Origin of the sequence: Parashewanella spongiae, assembly GCF_004358345.1 — a bacterium.
Taxonomy (GTDB): Bacteria; Pseudomonadota; Gammaproteobacteria; order Enterobacterales; family Shewanellaceae; genus Parashewanella; species Parashewanella spongiae.
In genome coordinates, this window is sequence record NZ_CP037952.1 from 4,992,231 (window position 1) to 5,010,805 (window position 18,575).

Annotated in this window: 14 protein-coding genes; 6 read left to right on the plus strand and 8 right to left on the minus strand. The window is 42.0% G+C overall.

The features are described 5' to 3' along the window. Positions 1 to 6: 6 nt before the first annotated feature. The 4 genes from E2I05_RS19765 to E2I05_RS19780 form a co-directional block, all read right to left on the minus strand. Positions 7 to 2,391 (minus strand): restriction endonuclease-like protein, encoded by a 2,385-nt coding sequence (locus E2I05_RS19765; RefSeq protein ID WP_121852346.1) that lies wholly within the window; start codon positions 2,389 to 2,391, stop codon positions 7 to 9. 19 nt (positions 2,392 to 2,410) lie between these two features. Beyond that, positions 2,411 to 4,204 carry an MrcB family domain-containing protein gene (locus E2I05_RS19770; protein WP_121852345.1) on the minus strand — a complete coding sequence of 598 codons (1,794 nt, stop codon included), beginning with the start codon at positions 4,202 to 4,204 and terminating at the stop codon, positions 2,411 to 2,413. Positions 4,205 to 4,242: 38 nt separating this feature from the next. After that, the gene (locus E2I05_RS23135) at positions 4,243 to 4,431 is read right to left on the minus strand and encodes an HVO_A0114 family putative DNA-binding protein (RefSeq protein WP_446500440.1); all 189 of its coding nucleotides are present in this window, start codon (positions 4,429 to 4,431) and stop codon (positions 4,243 to 4,245) included. 648 nt (positions 4,432 to 5,079) lie between these two features. Continuing rightward, positions 5,080 to 5,259, minus strand: a complete 180-nt coding sequence (locus E2I05_RS19780) for an AlpA family phage regulatory protein (protein ID WP_179952731.1) — start codon at positions 5,257 to 5,259, stop codon at positions 5,080 to 5,082. Positions 5,260 to 5,394: 135 nt separating this feature from the next. Between E2I05_RS19780 and radC the strand changes: the two genes are divergently transcribed. The 4 genes from radC to E2I05_RS19800 all read left to right on the plus strand — a co-directional run bounded on the left by radC (position 5,395) and on the right by E2I05_RS19800 (position 7,747). Beyond that, complete coding sequence (radC, locus tag E2I05_RS19785) at positions 5,395 to 5,892, plus strand: RadC family protein (RefSeq protein WP_121852343.1); 498 nt, start codon at positions 5,395 to 5,397, stop codon at positions 5,890 to 5,892. Beyond that, entirely contained in the window at positions 5,882 to 6,310 is a 429-nt protein-coding gene (locus E2I05_RS19790; RefSeq protein WP_121852342.1) for a DUF2787 family protein, read from the plus strand. Before radC ends, E2I05_RS19790 begins: the two co-directional genes overlap by 11 nt. 135 nt (positions 6,311 to 6,445) lie before the next feature. Continuing rightward, positions 6,446 to 7,006 carry a tyrosine-type recombinase/integrase gene (locus E2I05_RS19795; protein ID WP_121852341.1) on the plus strand — a complete coding sequence of 187 codons (561 nt, stop codon included), beginning with the start codon at positions 6,446 to 6,448 and terminating at the stop codon, positions 7,004 to 7,006. 72 nt (positions 7,007 to 7,078) lie between these two features. Continuing rightward, on the plus strand, positions 7,079 to 7,747 hold the full coding sequence (locus E2I05_RS19800) for a lecithin retinol acyltransferase family protein (protein WP_121852340.1): 669 nt from the start codon (positions 7,079 to 7,081) through the stop codon (positions 7,745 to 7,747). Between the two features lie 18 nt (positions 7,748 to 7,765). On the opposite strand, the gene E2I05_RS19805 is transcribed toward E2I05_RS19800, so the two are convergent. Continuing rightward, positions 7,766 to 8,455, minus strand: coding sequence for an inovirus Gp2 family protein (locus E2I05_RS19805; RefSeq protein WP_121852339.1), 690 nt, complete (start codon positions 8,453 to 8,455; stop codon positions 7,766 to 7,768). A 557-nt stretch (positions 8,456 to 9,012) separates the two neighbouring features. Here E2I05_RS19805 and E2I05_RS19810 point away from each other — a divergent pair. Then, the gene (locus tag E2I05_RS19810) at positions 9,013 to 9,948 is read left to right on the plus strand and encodes a hypothetical protein (protein ID WP_121852338.1); all 936 of its coding nucleotides are present in this window, start codon (positions 9,013 to 9,015) and stop codon (positions 9,946 to 9,948) included. Here E2I05_RS19810 and E2I05_RS19815 read toward each other — a convergent pair. The 3 genes from E2I05_RS19815 to E2I05_RS19825 form a co-directional block, all read right to left on the minus strand. Beyond that, the gene (locus E2I05_RS19815; protein ID WP_121852337.1) at positions 9,945 to 11,039 is read right to left on the minus strand and encodes a Fic family protein; all 1,095 of its coding nucleotides are present in this window, start codon (positions 11,037 to 11,039) and stop codon (positions 9,945 to 9,947) included. The genes E2I05_RS19810 and E2I05_RS19815 overlap by 4 nt on opposite strands. Positions 11,040 to 11,203: 164 nt before the next feature. Beyond that, positions 11,204 to 12,493: a type II toxin-antitoxin system HipA family toxin gene (locus tag E2I05_RS19820; RefSeq protein WP_121852336.1), complete on the minus strand. Its 1,290-nt coding sequence runs from the start codon at positions 12,491 to 12,493 to the stop codon at positions 11,204 to 11,206. A 2-nt stretch (positions 12,494 to 12,495) separates the two neighbouring features. Beyond that, a complete protein-coding gene (locus E2I05_RS19825) occupies positions 12,496 to 12,747 on the minus strand; it encodes a helix-turn-helix domain-containing protein (protein ID WP_121852335.1) in 252 nt (83 codons plus the stop codon). A gap of 1,014 nt (positions 12,748 to 13,761) precedes the next feature. Between E2I05_RS19825 and E2I05_RS19830 the strand changes: the two genes are divergently transcribed. Then, positions 13,762 to 18,252, plus strand: coding sequence for a hypothetical protein (locus tag E2I05_RS19830; protein WP_121852334.1), 4,491 nt, complete (start codon positions 13,762 to 13,764; stop codon positions 18,250 to 18,252). Positions 18,253 to 18,575: the final 323 nt, after the last annotated feature.

Consider the following 18,575-nt stretch of genomic DNA (forward strand, 5'->3'; position numbering starts at 1 on the left):
TTTGGCTTACTCGCATACACTACGTTCATAAACAGGGCTGATTTCACTAAATATTGTAGCCTCTTGCATTTCGCCTAGCTTAGCCAGCTTTAATGATTGTCTAAATCCAGAAGAGTGATCGCATTGGATAGCTTGGCACAATGTTACTACTTCACTAAGTTCAAGTAGCCAATATAGGTCTTCCCCAACTTGTGATACATCAATGCCTGATTGCTGAGCAGAAATCTCATCACGTTGCTTCTGTGTTGCTTTTTTGATCCTATAAACCTTTGTAATTTCAAGCGAGCTAGCATTACTCTCAATGATCGCTAAATAGCTTAACTCTTGTGCAATATGCTTCCCAAACTTTGCATCAAAGACGGAAACAGGGATATGAAACCACTTTGCAGTCCCATTATTGAAGCCGTCGTAGTAAGTTTGATCTCGCTCTTCACCAAGTTTTGAAATCAATACAAGGTCGTGGTGTAAAACCTGCTTCATATCCGAATACGGAATTCTTGCAGGTTCATTAACATAAAGTGCATCACGTATAAAATCCGTTGAATAACTGAACGAACCTGCACCTAACTGCTGCAATAAAAAGTTTTCTAGCCAAACGTTTTTATATTCATCAGTGCTCGGTAACATAGCAAACGCACCAATACCAACTTCATTGATTACAGTTTGATATGGGTTATCTGCTTTTTCTTGATTATAAAAACCTGGATATAAAGCAAATGCACCAAAAACTGGACGGCTTTTTGACTCAAAATCACTTTGGTTATCAATTCTAATTAGTGCATCACGATAACGGTGCATCTGATTGATAGCATCATCAGGTACATAATCATTGCAATCAATATCATCGGTATCATAACGGTTATTTTTACTCTTTATACGATACTTAGCATCAAACAACCAAATACACTTCTTACCATCAGGGAACGTGACTTCTAGTAAAATATCGGGTTTTTGTGTTACCCCAAATGAACGAATATATTTACTTGTTCGACGAAAGACGGGCTCATGCGCTAATCGTGCATTGAGGCCATCGAGTCGACCAAACTCAAAGGCCCCCGCCCCAGTTAATCCATCTTCTAGCTGTAACTCAAAATAATCATTCAGCTTTAACTTTGATTTCAGTTGCGCTTTTTCTTGGAACCCAAGTACATTAATTAAGATTTTTCGAATTTCTAAAAAGCACCATACTTCATATGTCTCTGCGACAGACTTCATTGACACTGTAGAGTGCTTGGATAAAACATCTAGGTAGTATTTTAATTCCTGCCACGTCTTATAAACAGTGCTGTAGCCCGTCTTTTGCTGTAGCACTAAAGATTCACGTTGCTGCCCATTGAAATTGCCAACTTCTTTTAAAAAGCTCTGCCTTTCCATTTGTAATAATGGCTGTTGCCAAGTTTTCAACTCGTTCAGGAAGTGCTCTGATAAACGGGAGTAGGTTTTATTATTTTTATTATTATAAAGTTCGAGCTGTTTTAATATTTGTTCTAATTGATGCTTACATTGAATAACGACCATTTTGATGTAGCGGTTTTCAGGCGTGTCGACGCTGAGGTGCTTTTTTTTCTGCTGGTAACGCCCATCATAAATTTTATTAACGATATCCTCTCTAACCTGCTCAGCTAAGCGATTGGGTAAGCGGCCTTTTAGTCGATCAGCTTTAGTATTAAAGTTTTTATTCTGTAGTCGATTATGAGGAGAGTTTGCTATGATTTTTAACCCAAGTTCAAATGCTTCCCTCAACATCTTAAACTGAGCCAGCCACAACAACGGGAAATTACCACGATTCTGGCTCTTAGCTGCATTTTGTTCTGTCTTTTCCGCTAGGCTAAAACGCCATAATGGAAAAGCCTGGTCAATACATCGATACATAGAAGGCAAATCTTTATGAAGCTGCATTTTCGTTGGTAAAACTTCTAAAGTAAGCTTAAATTGCTTTATATTGCCTTCAATCTGAAGGGTAAGTGGCAAAGTCAATTGTCCGATATCATTACTGGTATTGATTGTGCCTATTAGGCTTGCTGCGCTATGTTTACGCTTCGGCGTAAAACGAAAAGCGTCAGAAACCCCTTTTAAAGGGTGAGTAATAAAAGCCTGCTCAACGCCTTTTTGTAAAAATATCCACTCAAATTGGTAGAAAGCATTTTCAAAAAATATGGGCTTGGGGATAATGACTTCAGACACAGGCAACTCGTCTATAAACTCATAATTTTGACCACATAGGGTTATTTTTTCTGGGCTAATTTCCGGTTTAATTTGCAGCAGACTAGGTAGAAGCTCAGCACCTCTTAGGCTAAGCATATTGAAATAAGTATTCTGCCTAGCTTCTAAGTGCTGGCTACTTATCGTTAACTCCCACTCGGGTGTTTCTATACAAATCAGAGCTTGCATCCCTACCTACCACCCTTGTTTATGGCCAAAAGCTTGTGAAGCCATGCTTCAATTGAGCATTCATCCACTCTAGCTTCATTTTACTACGGCACTCAATCTTTATTATTGGGTCGTCATCAAGTGACTTTAGGAACAAGTCATGCCGTGTGTTTGTATCCCATATTGTCGATAATTCAGAGGTCAATAATGCACTAAGTTGTTCTAGGATAGTTTGATTGCTATCACCTTTAGTGAGCTTATCAATATCACCTTCAATTCGAGGTAACACTTTACACATTAAAAAATCATCCAAAACCGATTGCAGCTCTATTTCACTTTGAGGGCTCTGAGTTATTACAGCTAATAGCAATTCATTTAACGCACGGTAAGCAAGCTTAAACGGGGTGTGTTCTAAAATAATATTGATTTGTTTTAAGAAAGATAACGACAGAGCCCCGTCTTTATCAAAAGTGCCGCTTAATTCGGCCTTATCTCTCCCATCGGTAAGCACTGGGTAACTTAAGGCTTTAGGTGTAGAATTTGGCTCGAAAAACGCATCAAAATCATTAGGGAAAAATTCGCCAAAATCAAATGTTAACGCTCGGTCAATCACTTTTCGAGAAAAACCATGGGTGGTCTCATCCATGTTAACGGTACCAGCAACAATTAAATTAAATGGAATTGCAATACCATTAGCAATAAAGTGTTGCCATAACTCTTCATGCTCATCTAAGCCTAATTCTTGTTTAAGCTTGTCTTGGCTGACGGTTTCAAACACAGTGGACTTTAGTAGAGCATCACATTTATACGTAAAATTTTCGCCTTGCCATTCCCATTCTCTGGTTTCTAACACTGATAGATAGTCGGCAAAATATTGCTCGATAGGTGCAAGGTTCATTTCATCTAGACATAACCAAAATGGTTTTACTTGCTGTTGTTGGATTTGTTCTCCAGTAACCTCTTTGCCCTGAAATATAATTCCTGCTTGCTCTAACGCAATCCACGCTTTTACAATAAATTTGAGTACATCGGTGACTATGTATTCAGTGTTACCACTAAGCCTTGAGACATATCCAAGTATGTCGGAAGGCTCATGCCAGTCTGGGCGAACGGAAGTTAGGCAATAAGTATCTTCTATCGAGCCCGTAAATTTGGCTTGCTCTCGAATAAAGCGAGTTTTTCCAGTTCCTGAAATTCCTGCTAGGAGAAGGAAAGGTTTAGAGAGAGGATGAGCCTGTTTAATAGCTTCTCTATTTGGTGTTTGGATTCCTGTATGAACATCAGCGTATATTTCCAAAAGCTCCGTTAGATCTGAAATTAGAACACTATCATCTGGCATGTTTTCTAATGGATAAAATTTTGCCCCCGCCGAAGCCCACTCATAAGACCTGCCTAAGGACGTTGTGGAACGAAGGTCAATCTTCTCATCCCAACGATTCAATCTCAGATCTGAGTTACGTATATTACTTCTCAGCTCTTTAGCCTTAAACCTCGCTTGTGCTGCCCCATGCTGTTTTTTAAGGTCTGTAGTTCCAAAACCTAAAGATAAGTAAACTCCACTACCATCAGAGCAAAATAGATAAACAGGATAAACTCCTGATTGAGTAGATTCGGTAATGGCAGGGTTTAAAATTGAAAGCCATGGCACATCGGCCCAATTGCCCGCGCCTGCACTAGCTTTTATCAAATAGTTGCTTTGAAGGTCTAGCTTACTTTTAATTGCTAAAATTAAATCTTTTCTTAGTAAGGTTGCTATAGGGTGGCCAGTAAACTTCTCATTTTTAGCTTTTACCCAACCGCCTTCTATTTCTGATAGAAGTCGTTTTAAACTCATAAAAATCCCTTATATTAAGACTAGAAATTTCTGATATTTCAGTTCGATTTTTTTGTTTTTACATATCCTGAAGATATTAGATTTGCAATTCCAAAAACTTTCATGCCTTTCTGCGTCCTCGATACATTACTGACCGCTCTGCCTATCAGAGAGGCTAGCTCAGTCACTGATCTCGGCTGCTGTTCAGCAATAACTTTTAATAAGTGTTGATTTTCTTTCGACAACACATTGGCAACTGATTTTAGTGAATTAAACCAAATATCTACCGAATAATCAGCATCTGATTATTGCCCATGTATGCCAATCACAAAGCTCTTCTGTCTGATGTGTTTTATAACGCTCTCTTGTAGGGCTTAACTGTATGCATATACACATAGCGCAAATCCTATCATTTGATGATAATTGAGCAAGTTAATTTTATTATTTGGCCTTTCCCCTTGTTCAATTATGGTTATACAATTATTGAATCAACTTTAAATCTTAATCGAATTGCGACTACGGCTAGTGTCGTGCAACCCAAATTAGATGTTTAAATATGTAATCATTTCAAGTAATTGTTTTATCAAAAACCTCCATTTGTTTAAGACAAATAGAGGCTCACTAAATGTACTGCACTAACCATTTTTGTAGTAGTTACTGTCGAATCAAATCTAATACTTCATCGAAATATGGTGCTTTTTTATGTGCTTTAGGTGAAGGGGAGAGAGCTAACCTCCCATAGCCACACTGGGCTCCAGTCAAATTCATCATTATTTTATTTACAAGCAATCACTCGATTTATCGGCTCGTAATATCCCCAGCTATGATTCAATGCGACTGATTGTTCTAACAATATGGTTAGACAGTTAGATAAGGTCATCGCACTATGTGCTCGATCAATCACGTTCAGCGCACTTTTCTTCTATCCACTCGATAATTTCACTTTCTCGCCAAACGACAGAGCGAGCACTGAGCACAACTTGCTTGGGAAATTGCTGTTGTGCCATAAAACGGTAGATGGTGGCACGGCTAAGGCTGGTTAAATTCATGACGTCTTTAAGTTTGATGAGTTTCATAATAATTGTCCGGTTGTCTTATGTCATACCATGACGTCTCCAATAATTTTTTACCGTTTTACCCCGATTGAAAGCTGCTTCAGATATATGTCATCTCCCTGAATTCATTCATCAACGGTTTATTTGGAGGCAGATATGTCTGATGTTGAACCACCCCAATCTTCTTTACTGGCCTTAAACGGCTATGAGTTGTTAGAAAAAGCGGCGCAGTTTCTGGCGCAGCAATTCAGTGACAAGGATGTCTACGCCAACCCCGACACCACCAAAGCGTTTTTAAGTTGCAAACTAGCCCATCTTGAGCGTGAAGTGTTTGCCATCATGCTGCTCAATAACCAGCATCAACTCATTCAGTATCAAGAATTGTTTCTAGGCAGTATCGACGGTGCACAGGTGCACCCCAGAGAAGTCGTAAAAGTAGCGCTTAAATACAATGCCGCCGCAGTGATTGTGGCGCACAACCACCCTTCAGGGGTGGCAGAGCCTTCAGAGGCCGACAAACACCTCACTCAGCGCTTAGTTGATGCGCTGAGTTTGATTGATGTCAGAGTGTTGGATCCTATCGTGATAGGTAAAGAGCCAGTGTCGTTTGCAGAACGAGGCTACCTCAATACGGGAGGCGCTTATGAAGCTTAATCTTCAGCGGTTAGCCATTCCAGGGATGCCGGATGGCGTATATGAGATGTTGGCAAAGGCTTTAATATCTTATCCAGAGCCAAGTGCTGAGACTACTCGGCTCACGCTTAATTTATTCGATTCTGACTACGACATGGACAGCGGCGGTTTTCATCCAGTAGAAATTAGCCTGATTCGTCAAGGGGAGGAGTGGCAAATCAGTTATATCACTGACTTTGCCTATCACAGCCAGCCATTTCCTGAGCTCATCAAAGACATTGATGTCGATATTGAGCAGGGTTGTGTTGAGCATGTGTTTACCGGTCGGCAGTCATTAGCAGCAGGCGCTGAGCTGACGCAGTTGTTCATCTCTAATCTGATCGCTTATTATGACATGGGCGTCTATCAGCAAAAGTTGACCATCGACGACCTGTCTTAGTTCACCCCATTACCACTTTTAAACCCCTTCCCAGTTTGCGATTGTGGGCAGTTAACCCCTCAGTGTTTATCGGCCTTTCAACGCCTTACCTCACTTTGGCTACCCACAATCGACCTAGAGAGAAAAGGAGGAAGCATGCAAGAAGTCGACGCCATCAAGCAGCTCGATACCGTGCATCTCATCGGTCATTTACTTAAGCGTCGCTGCTCTGAGCAAATGGCGGATGTGTGGCACATTGGCCTCAATCTGGCGCTGCGCATTTCTGACTTGTTATCCATTCGTTTTGATGACATAGACGGGCAGCGACTGCGATTAACCGAAAACAAAACCGGCAAGCGTGCCGACATTCCGCTCAATCGCAAGGCGTTAGAGCGCATTGAGCGAATTCGGGCTCAGTTCCCTTGTCACGTCTATTTGTTTCAATCCTATCGCAATGCTCAGTCATTTCGAGGATCACCTCGGCCACTGAGTCGCCGTGCCGTCAGCGCCGCCTTTGCCCTAGTCGGTGAAGAGTTGGGGCTGCGTCTTGGCACCCATTCGATGCGTAAAACCCGAGGCTATCTGCTCTATCAACAAACCAAAGACATTGGCCGAGTGATGCACATGCTCCGCCACTCCAAAGAGAGCGTCACCTTGCGTTACATCGGCATCACCCGAGCACAAATCGATCACGACTTTCTGTCATTAGAGTTGTAACCCTTAGCCTTACTGTCACAAGGATGTGGTTTTCACACCATCAATATATTCATTCATGTTGGGACCACCATTATGTCACCTTGTTCACCTTCCTATCGCCTTGGCGATCACCTGATCACTCGTTTTGATGCCTATGGCATCCTCCATCACCACGGTTTGTACGTGGGTAACGATGCGGTCATTCACTTAAGTCCAGATGCAAATGGCGTTGAGCTCACCGGCCTGTCTGGCTTTGCCAACCATCACCCTATTCACGTCAAACGCCATGCTCCCAATCCCGAGCAGGCGGTCAATCGAGCTTATGCGTTATTGGACGACGGCAGCTACCACTTGCTGCATTTTAACTGTGAACATTTCGTCAATTATTGCATTGATGGGATTGGCTACAGTGAGCAAGTCGGCCAAGCGTATTTCACAGCAGAACTGACTGCCAGTGCCAGTGGATTATTGGGCAAAGAGATGCAGCGCCATGTGACCAACACCCCGCTCAGCACATTACAGCTTGCCGGGAATAGAATAGCGGCACCACTGGAAAGAGCCGTGTCCGGCGTAAGCACTACCCTATCCGATACGACTGCGGCTTTATGTCAGGGACAGGTATTACAGGCGGCTGAGCAGTTGATAAGCGGCCTGTGGATCACCAGCACCGAAAGCGTAGAACTCATCGTTCACCAAGCCGTTAACGATATTAGTGCTATTAAAGAGAGCATTGAGGACATGTGGGATTGGCTGTGGAGGTAAGCTTACGGCCAAGGACGGCTAGCGACTGCATCCAAAGCAGCGTTTGCCTTCCCCACGAGGCTTGGTTCTTTTTTTGGCAAAATAGCTGAGGCGATTGAATAAGACTGAATAGTCTTGCTCCCAACCAGGCTTACCATCTTTAATCCAATAGCTGTGGTTATCAGGAAAATGTACAAGCGTCTTCACTTCTTGTTCTTGCTCACCTAATGCTCGGGCCCAAGCCCGTTGGATAAGACTCAATACACTGTACTGATTTTGATGGTTACCTAAAGTATTAAATCGGTCCTTATTAAAAAACAACACCAGATGAAAGTGATCAACGAGGCTACGATGTCGCTCTCGGCACCACACATAACGAATTCGACAGGAATATTTTCGCTTGCCGAGTCGCTGTCGACGTCGGTCTAACGCTTCTATTTGCGCTCTGAGTGATTCAATAAAGCGTTTCATTAATCGCTCCGATACTGGCACTTCATACACTTCGTCACGATGCCGTTTGTGTTGCGGTACAAAGAGCGACGGTAAGCGCAAATCCACTCGCAGCGCATACGTGCGAGGGTAATGCATCACGGCTTTATTTAACGTATTTAAGGTTTGCGCTAAATAGCGCTCTTCGCTGTCGGCAAGCAACTGCTGTATGGGTAGCTCTTCAAACCAATCTTTGATGATCAGTTTATGTTTAGGGTGTTGTGGTTTAATTATGTCCATGGGTTTGTCCTATGAGTGGTTAATTCATAGGTATGCCCATGGTCATTATTTTTTACTGGATTGTGATGAGGTGTAGCCTTTCTCAATACTTGTTATTGGTGCTACTTCTTTCACTGATCAATCTGTTTATTGGAATACCCTATACAAAAGATCCTATTGCTATATTACCTATCCAACTGCTTGAGCTGTTCTTGGCCTTATCTACGTAAGGGATATTCCACAACATGAACTCTGCTTTTATGTAAACATCACACTGAGTGATAGAAACCGATGTATTCTTGTACCAATGAAACGACAGTTTATGCCAGTGTTTATCAGGATTTTCTGAAAATTTGACCTTTTTACAACACTAAAAATACACTCTAACCTTGTTAATAATACACCTAGGCATCACTTTAACTTCTTTAAAAGACACGATAAACCAACTTAGAAGTGATTTAATTTTTAGCTTGAATAGTGTGAGTGATGGTTGTATTTCAGTCATTAAATGTTGCTTAAATTGATTATCAATTAAGGCTTATCACTTACTAAAGTACAATAACTAAGGAAGGTTAGAGATGGCGTTTAATGTCGTTACTCATGACGAGACCAAAGAAGAACTCAACCCAATGAGTTTTCGTGAGTGTTGGTTTTATTTTGGATACTTAATCGAGCACTATAAGGCCAGAAAACCACATAACCCCCATGAGCTATCGCTTTCAGACCTAGTCGGTAGATTAAATGATGATATTTACTCAATTGTCGAACAAAGTGACACTAAGACAATTTATAAAATTAACAATGAGTTAATCAAGGAATTTGAGAAGCAAGATCAGCTTGCGGTAAGTGAATTAAAATGGTTAACATCCCAAGGTGAACGTTTTTGCAATTGGGTATGGTGTGTATTGAAAGATGCATCTCAACGCCAGCCACTTAATAAGTACTATAGACGAGAAGGTCTTCTCCATAGGCTAAGAGAATACCTTCCTCGTAAAAGTTTTGACGACAATTGTAATAATCATCATGACCGCCAGCAGGATATAATAAAAGCGTTTAAACATAGTGAACTAGCTAGAAAGGATCAACTTCTTCTTACTAAAGAAATTGTGGAGTTCAGCAAAGATAGGCTCGAAGATAATCGTATCTGTAAGATGTTTGATAAGCATAGCTATGATCCACAATGGGCATGGGAATACGTGCAGAATGCATCGAAAGATGCTGAATATTTAGCTTGGCGCCCCACCTCTGATGATGAATATAAAGCAGCGACGATTGCTTTTATCAATATGAATCATACAAAACTGATTAAGAACTCTTTGATAAGCGGACTCAGCAGAGCATGGAGTCAACGACTGCAGCGACAGAAGAATGAAGATAAGAGTTGTTGCAATATCTATTTAAATCCAGCACATAAAAGTTGGCTCGACACCATGGTTCGACAAGATAAAGTACGCTTGGCAGAAATGGTTGAAAAACTCATCGAACAAGAAGCTGAAATGAGAAACTTAACTTAGGCGAGTGCAATTTTATAGCGCTGGCTTCTGCCTCCAGCTTCACTCTTGCATAAACAGCCCTGTTCAACTAAATAAACGAGGTGTCGAGTCGCTGTGGCTCGGCTCACCTTAGCCACCTTTTGATATTGGCTGCTACTGATCCCCTCAGAAAAATCGCCATCAAGTAAACGATTCAGCACTTTGACTTGCTCTTGAGTCAAAGCCGTTTGATCGACACGCTGCCAAAACTGGGTCTTAGCGACCGTTTGCTCAATATCTTTTAAGGTATAGAGCAGAGTTTGATTCAAGGTTTCTAAAAACCAGTGCAGCCAAGGAGTAATGTCCAGTGTGCCTTTTTGGCTGTTTTCTAATAGGTTGTAATAGCTTTTACGCTTTCCCAGAATGCTCACCGACATGGCATATAAACGAATCGATTGGTTTTCAGCTTGTGCCAATGCTAAATCGGTCAGTAACCGAGTGATACGCCCATTGCCATCGTCCAGAGGATGGATAGTCACGAACCATAAGTGCGCAATAGCGGCACGAACAAGTGGGTTGAGCAATGTGTCTAATCTAGATTCATTAAACCAATCAATAAACTGAGCCAGCTCCGATTCTAGTTCAGCTCTTGGCGGCGCTTCAAAATGTACGGTTGGTCTATCCAATCGACCGGATACCACTTGCATTGGCATATCGCCTCGCAAAGTGCCACCAGCGATTGGGTTAAGTGCCGTCTGCTCAACAGGGAAAAGCAGTAAATGCCAATACAATATACGCTCTAGCGTAAGACGTTGGTCCCAGTTATCAATAGCATCGACCATCATCTCGGCCAAGCCTTCAGTCTGCTTAGATGTTGGATAGGGCTTTGTTTCTTGTACGCCAAGCTTATTCGCCAGAGAAGAGCGCACTGAGCTGGCATTGAGTTTTTCGCCTTCAATAGCACTAGAATGAACGATATTTGCAAGCAGAGTGTCTAAGGTAACCTGAGCATTGGCATGTCCCATTTGCCCTAATAATTTACCTTGATTGAAATGCACTTCACACAAAAGTGGATTAATGCACTCGTGGCTCCATTCAAAGTTAGGCCAAGCCGGTTGTTGCCAAATCCACATAATCGATTCCTGAGGCGAATAATGACTTTATTTTAATCATAAAATGAGTCAAATACAAAATTATTTAACTCACAATTTGAGTAGATTAAGATTGCTAATGTACTCAATCCCATGAAAAATCAATCTAATGATTGGCCAAACATGTTGCTCACCTCATTGATAGATCAAATTGCAATCCGTTTGGCTCTTCCTCTCACGCCAGCAAAAATTGCTGCTGCAATATGTTCAGGAAATTGTGTTGGGATCTTACTTTCCACCAGCTCAATCGCTGTTTCTAACTCATCAGCAATGCGCTCTAACGTTTGCTTAGCGGCAAGCTCAGAATAACCAACCTGTCTTGCGGTAGATAAAAAGTGTCGAGGCAGGATCTTATCCCACTTCCATTGGGTATTTTTTCCTTTTAATGACATCGCCATTTTTATTTTTTGCTTTGCCAAACCACCTGGTTTTTGCATTAACGGGTGAGCTGACAATATGTCGTACAGTGGTGTCATTCGATACCGATTATCCGGCATTAAGTACACACTGAAATTTTTCGCATGACCATCGATGCCCGCTAATAACCAAAATAATATTTGGCTACTGAAAAAAGTGTCTCTATCTTCTTTACAAGAAGAAGCGCTCAGCAGTTTCATGCAGGCCTGAATATCAGGACCACCATCCGCTTGATATTTCAATGCTGATGACATTCCCATAGCCTGGCAAAAATCTTCTTGAGGCAGACGCATTAGCCAAGAACCATCTCTGGCATATTTACGGTCAAAGCGTTCAACACTCAGTACTCGTTGCGATCCAAACTGTACCACTTCACTGCGAGCGGCTTCAAACCCTAATGCCCGAGCGAGCTCTAAACAAACAAATTCGTTTTCGCAACTTTCCGACAAGTCGATATTCACATGCGGCAACTCCCCCATTGGCAATTTTAAAATATGGCTGGTGGGCGTTGATCCTATGGGCTTATTCCAGGTATCTCCGATTTTAAGCAAAGCTGTTTTCTCTTGGGCTCCGGCAATGGAGATCCGAAAATCCGTATCCTCGGCCAGCATTCCCAATGGAGCTTCACGGTAACCAGCCAATAGCTGCTCGATATCGGTTTCGGTCAGTGACTCATATTGCATGGTCTTAACGGAAACCGGAGCATGTTGAGATAATTGAATGGCTCCGACGCAATCGTGGCCAATAGCAGCTAACAAATCAAAAGCATGATTGGTGGATAATTGAAATCGTGATTGAATTTTATTTCGTATCGCTGGGTTATCAGGCAATAAATTGTCGAAGAAGTTATAGACGATCTCACCAGAATACTTTTGTGCGGTTAATGGCAAAGAGAGCGAAATGGGCCTAGCCCCCGCCGTTGATAGCCACTCAGATGTGTATTCAAAATAAAGACCACCATGCTTGTCTTTAGATAAATACCCCACCACGAAATCATTCAAGCTGACATGCAATTTCATACTCACCATTCCTCAGTCCATTGCCGAGCATCAGGTACGGTTTCATGTTGAGTCTGAAGGTGCACTTCTAGCCCTAGTTCATGAGCAATTCTAAATAAGGTTTCAATTTTAGACTGATCAGACTGCTTCTCAAACGAAGAGAGCGATGGCTGGTGGAGACCAATTTTTTCGCACACATCGGCTTGTGAACGCTTGAGTTGCTTTCTCTGTGCTTTGAGAAAAGACGACAACTCTGCTGGAGAATTCAGTTTCATATATCCCCTCTTTAAGTGAAAACCCTAAATTATAACCTGCAACATATAATAATAACTTTATATGCTAAAGGATATAAAATCAAAATAATTACTCGAAGGTAATAGTTGAAAGCATTATCGAGGGTAAAGAGCTTAAACGAGGTTCAATGAAGTACCCCCTGCATTATCTTTAACAAGCGAAAAGATTTACTGGTAATTATGCAGTTAGGGTATTCATTAACATTACACCTTTAAATCAACATATGTGATTTATATGTTTATACAATGATACAAAAAGAGCAATAAACAAGCATAATTCCATCAAATAAAGATCTAATGGTCAGTACAGAGGTAAGTATAATTAAGTAAAAAAACCTAAAACACCCATATAAAGCCCAGCGAATTAACATTTAACATAAATGTTAATAAATAGATCCAGAATATTGAATAACATTTCACAAGGTTCAACGAAAGTAACTACTCAATAAGTTGTGGTAGTTACACATTTAGGGCATCAAAATTGAAAGACTTTTTAGCCTTAGGAGAAATTCATGCTCCACTCACTATAAATTCGTCATTTCGCACTGATATGACCGTGATACTGTGCCTTATTTTTTGGCTTTATGGATGATTTATTTCGTCCCCTTAAGCCCTTAGGGATGTCGCAGTTCAAATAATACCACTTTAAATTTCAACGCTTAATTTGTCATACCTGCGAACGCAGGTATCCAGCGACTTGTGCCCAAATTAACCAAAGACTCTGGACTCCTGCGTTCGCAGGAGTGACGATAAAATTGGTATACATTCTTCCGCCACGTCCCTTACCACAGTTTGTAAATCTTAAATATATTCCATTTGTACTCATTTAAAAGGCCATTTAACATTTCAAAACCCTGCTGCTAATGCAGTATGAGCTCAAGAAGAAGGCTTCATTTATCTATACCCGTGATGCTTAAAGAGGCAACTATCAGGGCATTTTCAGGTAAAACGAGTATATAAACTCAAAAACACCCGCCCTTAAAAAAGGTAATAAACATGGCACTCACCTCCACTTCAAATACGGCTTCCGGTGTCATATATGACACTCCCTCGTCCTCAAATAACGCTAATAAGTCTAGCCGTAAAAGGCCGAGGGCTGAAGAAGGGAAAGTCGGTTCTAAAAAATCGCGTATCACAACGGCGGCGAGTAAATGTTATTTAGTTTCGCAGGATAACAAACTGCCTCAAGAACTTCAGGATACAATGGATAGTAAAGGCATTAAAGTTGCTCCTGCATTCACAAAGTTATTATCAAAGGTTAAGGTGCAATCCGAAGAACAACAAGCACAGTACAGCAATAAACTTACACTTTTTTTCAAAAAAATAGCCGATACAAAGGTAATAGATACCAGCTTTTTTACCAGCATGATTAATGAGGGTAAGATAAAGAAGTTCTTTAGCTTTAGTGATAGTCACATCGCTCAGGTGGCGCAAACCAATCCGATGAAACCACTATCGTCGATATTTCATAGATACGGTTTACCTAACGAAGCCGAAATTACGCGCTTTTTTGAATTGCTGAAACGGCCGGAGCTGTATGAGGACGGAGTATTGAGTTTGTCGCTGCTCAGGTCTCTGTCGTCTATATTTAATGGAAGAGGTCTACCTAACGAAGCGGAGATAGAGCGTTTTTTTGAACTCCTGGAACGGCCGCAGATGCAGGAAGACGGCAAATTAAGCCTGCCTCGGATCAAGTCCATATCGTCGATGTTTAGAGGTCGCGGCCTACCTGACGAAGCGGAGATGACGAAAGTTCTTGAACTGCTGGAACTACCGCAGTTTCAGGACGGCGGTAAATTAAGCCTGCCGCGGCTCAAGTCCATGTCGTCGATATTTAATGGCTGCGGTCAGCCTGACAAAGTGGAAATGGATCGCTTTACTGAGCTGCTGGAACTGCCGCAGCTGCAGGAGGGGGGCACATTAAAACTACCGTTGCTCAAATCCCTGTCGTCGATATTGAATGGCCACGGTCTGCCTGATGGAGTAACAGTGACGCGCCTTATTAAGCTGCTGGAACTGCCTCAGCTGCAGCAAAACGGCAAACTAAGTGTGCCGTTGCTCAAGTCCCTGTCATCGATACTAAGTAGCTTCGGTTTGCCTGACGAAGCGGATATTACGCGGTTTATTGAAATTGTGAAACTGCCGCAGCTGCAAGAGGGCGACGCATTAAACTTACCGTTATTCAAATCCCTGTCGTCGATATTTAGTGGCCAAGGCCTGCCTGACGAAACAGAAATGAAGCACTTTTTTCAGCTGCTTGAACTACCGCAGCTGCAGGAGGGCGGTAAAATAAGCCTGCCGTTGCTCAAATCTCTGTCGTCGATATATCATGGCTGCTGCCTGCCTGACAAAACAGAGATAGAGAGCTTTATTAAGCTGCTAAAACTGCCGCTGTTGCAGATGGATGGCACATTAAGCCTACCGTTGCTCAAATCCCTATCGTCGATATTTAATGGTCGCGGTCTGCCTGACGAAGTGGCAATGGAACACTTTATTAAGATTCTCGAACTGCCGCAACTGCAGGAGAACGGTAGATTAAGCCTGCCGTTGTTCAAATCTCTATCGTCGATACTTAATGCCCGCGGTCTACCTGACAAAGTGGAAATGGACCGCTTTATTGAGCTGCTTGAACTACCGAAACTGCAAATGGGCGGCACATTGAGCCTGCCGTTACTCAAATCTCTGTCGTCGATATTTCATGGCCACGGTCTGCCTAACGAAGCGGAGATGAAGCGCTTTATTGAGTTACTGAAGCTTCCGCAGCTGCAGGAGGGCGGCACATTGAGTCTGCCGTTACTCAAATCCTTGTCGTCGATATTTAATTGTCGCGGTCTACCTAACGAAGCGGAGATGAAGCGCTTTATTCAACTGCTGAAAATGCCGCAATTGCAGGATGGCGACAGATTAAGCCTACCGCTGTTCAAATCCCTGTCGTCGATATTTAATGGCCGAGGTCTGCCTGACGACGCCAGTATGAAGCGCTTCATTGAGCTACTGGAACTGCCGCAACTGCAGCAGGGCGGCAGATTAAGTCAACCGCTGTTCAAAAAGTTGTCGTCAATATTTCGTGGCTGTGGTCTGCCTAACGAAACCGATATGAAGCGCTTTATTGAGCTGCTGGAACTGCCGCAACTTCAGCAGGACGGCAGATTAACTCTGCTGCTGTTCAAATCCTTGTCGCTGATATTTCATCGCCGTGGTCTGCCTGACGAAGTGTCGATGACGTGTATTGTTAAATTGCTGAAACTGCCACATTTGCATGAGGGTCGCAAATTAAATCTGCACTTGTATATGCTGATATTCGTTAAAATGATGAGTCGGCCTGTTAATGCTGACAGCTGGTTTAATTTGCTTGAAGACTCTGCGCTGCAGAAAAATGGTCGGATCCACCTTCTCAGATTAGCTTGTGCTTTTGCGGTTTTCTCGGTGCCGCCAACAGTGGATGAGATAACTAAGCTGTTTTCTTTATTAAACATTGATGGTCAACCCAACGACCAACTACTGAAGCTCTGTATTCACGAGTGGAAGCAATCATCTCTTAAAGCTGTGAAAAAGGCTTTTTCCTGCTCACCTATCGCAGAGCTGATCACTCACTTTCGCGATAAGGGTAATGATGAGCTAATATCGCTAAAAGCGTTGGCGTTGACCATTAAAGGTGAGCTTGAGCTGCTGGAAAACTTGCGTAACTACTGCCTATTGAATTCGTCCGAAATAACGGGATTATCGCTCCCATGCTCAATAAAAATCCATCAAAGGATATTGAGCGCGCTCGGTAAAATCTGTTTTGCCAACGGTCAGCTGGGATTAAAATTATTCTTTGCAAATGCGCCTCGTCCTGAGGGAAACCGCCCTCTGGGCGATGAGGAAGTGAGGAAATTCTCCTGCTGGGAACAATTACTCTGTAAGCCAATCAATAAAACCATTCTATCCTGTGCTCTCGATTTAAAAAACCAGAATCATGAGAGTGTAAGACATTACTTTCATTTTTGCAGGGTAACCCGCTCATGTCCCACATCAACACAATGGGTTAATGCTTTGTATCCGATCGTCCTTAAGGGCGTTAATATTAAAAGTTTGAATCAGGTTCAAGTGTATTTAATTGCAGCCAGTTTGTTTTCATTTGTGTTAAAAACTGAGATATTTTTTAACGATATCAACTGTTGGCTGGTATTATGCAAGGTATTCAGTACTGCTAATGACCTACATCAATTATCAATTTTATTACCAGCTAAGAAATTTTATACCCTTTGCCTAGCGGGAAAAGATTACGGTCAATATCTGAATGCGGCTGTAAAACCCAAAGAAAAAACGATGAACACACTTAATTTTGGACTGGCCATCAGAGGGGTAGTTTTGCCAGTAAAGTATCCTAGAACAATAAATGCTGTGACTTTTTATGTACTCAGCAACAGTATGGATACAAATAAAGGAGTCACATTACTCACTGATAAACAATCACAACAAACAGATTGCCCCATGGTGCTTTTTTGTTATTGGTTCAGCTTATCCTTTGCCAGCGCCCATACTCCTTACCATATTAATCAAGATGATATTCGTCTGCTCAATATTGATGATGAAGTGATTGAGCTGCCCTTTCCTCAGTTAAGCTTAAGTACTCAAAATAGTATCACTATCAGCAACTGGTCTGCCGATGAGCTTTCTTTGTTTATTAATACATTAATCAGTGACTTTCCGGCTGAGTTTGCTAACAACTGTCCGCAAGCCGTTGTCAGTACTGACGTTATACAACGAAATGAGCCGTTGTCACAAAAGCAAGCGCCAAGAGCCACAAACAACAAGCAGGCACAGCAGGAAATTTGGCTTGATATAGACATGATTGAGAAGTGTATACAAAGTGGCTTGCTCCTGACCTCGGAAGTCCACCGCAGTATCGTGTATCATGCAGACTCTTTGAGTTCCCCTACATTAAAAGCGCTCCTTGAGAAATATTCGTTCTGCGACGTACCTAGCCAATTGAGAGAGAGACTAGGTTCATCCGTGCAGTACAAAAATATACCGTTCACTTCATGGCATCACGATGGTGCAGCGACGAATGACACGGAGCAAGAGTTTGAGCCTATGGATACGAGCGCCAGCCAAGGTGGTGAAGATGAGGCAATTTTGTCTTTAATGGATGACGATGACCTTTCGGGTACTACCTCGTTAAGTAAGGATAATCAGCCGGTGCAATTAAGTGAGTTTAGTGAGGAATGGCAGAGCGGTTTACTTGTGGATTTATCGATTGCAAACTCTCACCCAATTTTAAATAAGCCTCAACTGGACTCAAAAGACGTTGAGATGCTGTTAGATCGTATTGAGGAGTTCACCCTCTCAGAATTAACAATTATGCTGAGCAGAATGGGCAGTGATATCGATAGTACATTAGTCAAACGACTTGATGAAGCCTATGATATCCAGCAACAAACCAGATTACGTTTTAATGCCGCGAACTATGAGGACGAGCTTTCCTTCATGGATATTTTCTGATTACACATCATCTCCACCGCCATAACATCAAAGTGATCGTTACTTAGCCAGTGGTTTCGCAACAAAATCTATAATAATTTGATTTTAAAAAGATAATCCTAAATAAATCGGTTGGGAGCGTTCATATACGCAGAAAAAATTACTGATAGCAAGGCATAAATAGCAGCAAGTAGTGGTTCTACTTGCAAAATTTATAACGCAGCTAGCGGTGATTTTGGCATGTATATGAATGTTCAGCACTCACCTAATAGGTGAATTAGGGTTGTTTAGTTTTGTATCTAATTTCAATAAATTAAAGTTAAATTGTGCGTTCAACCGATTTA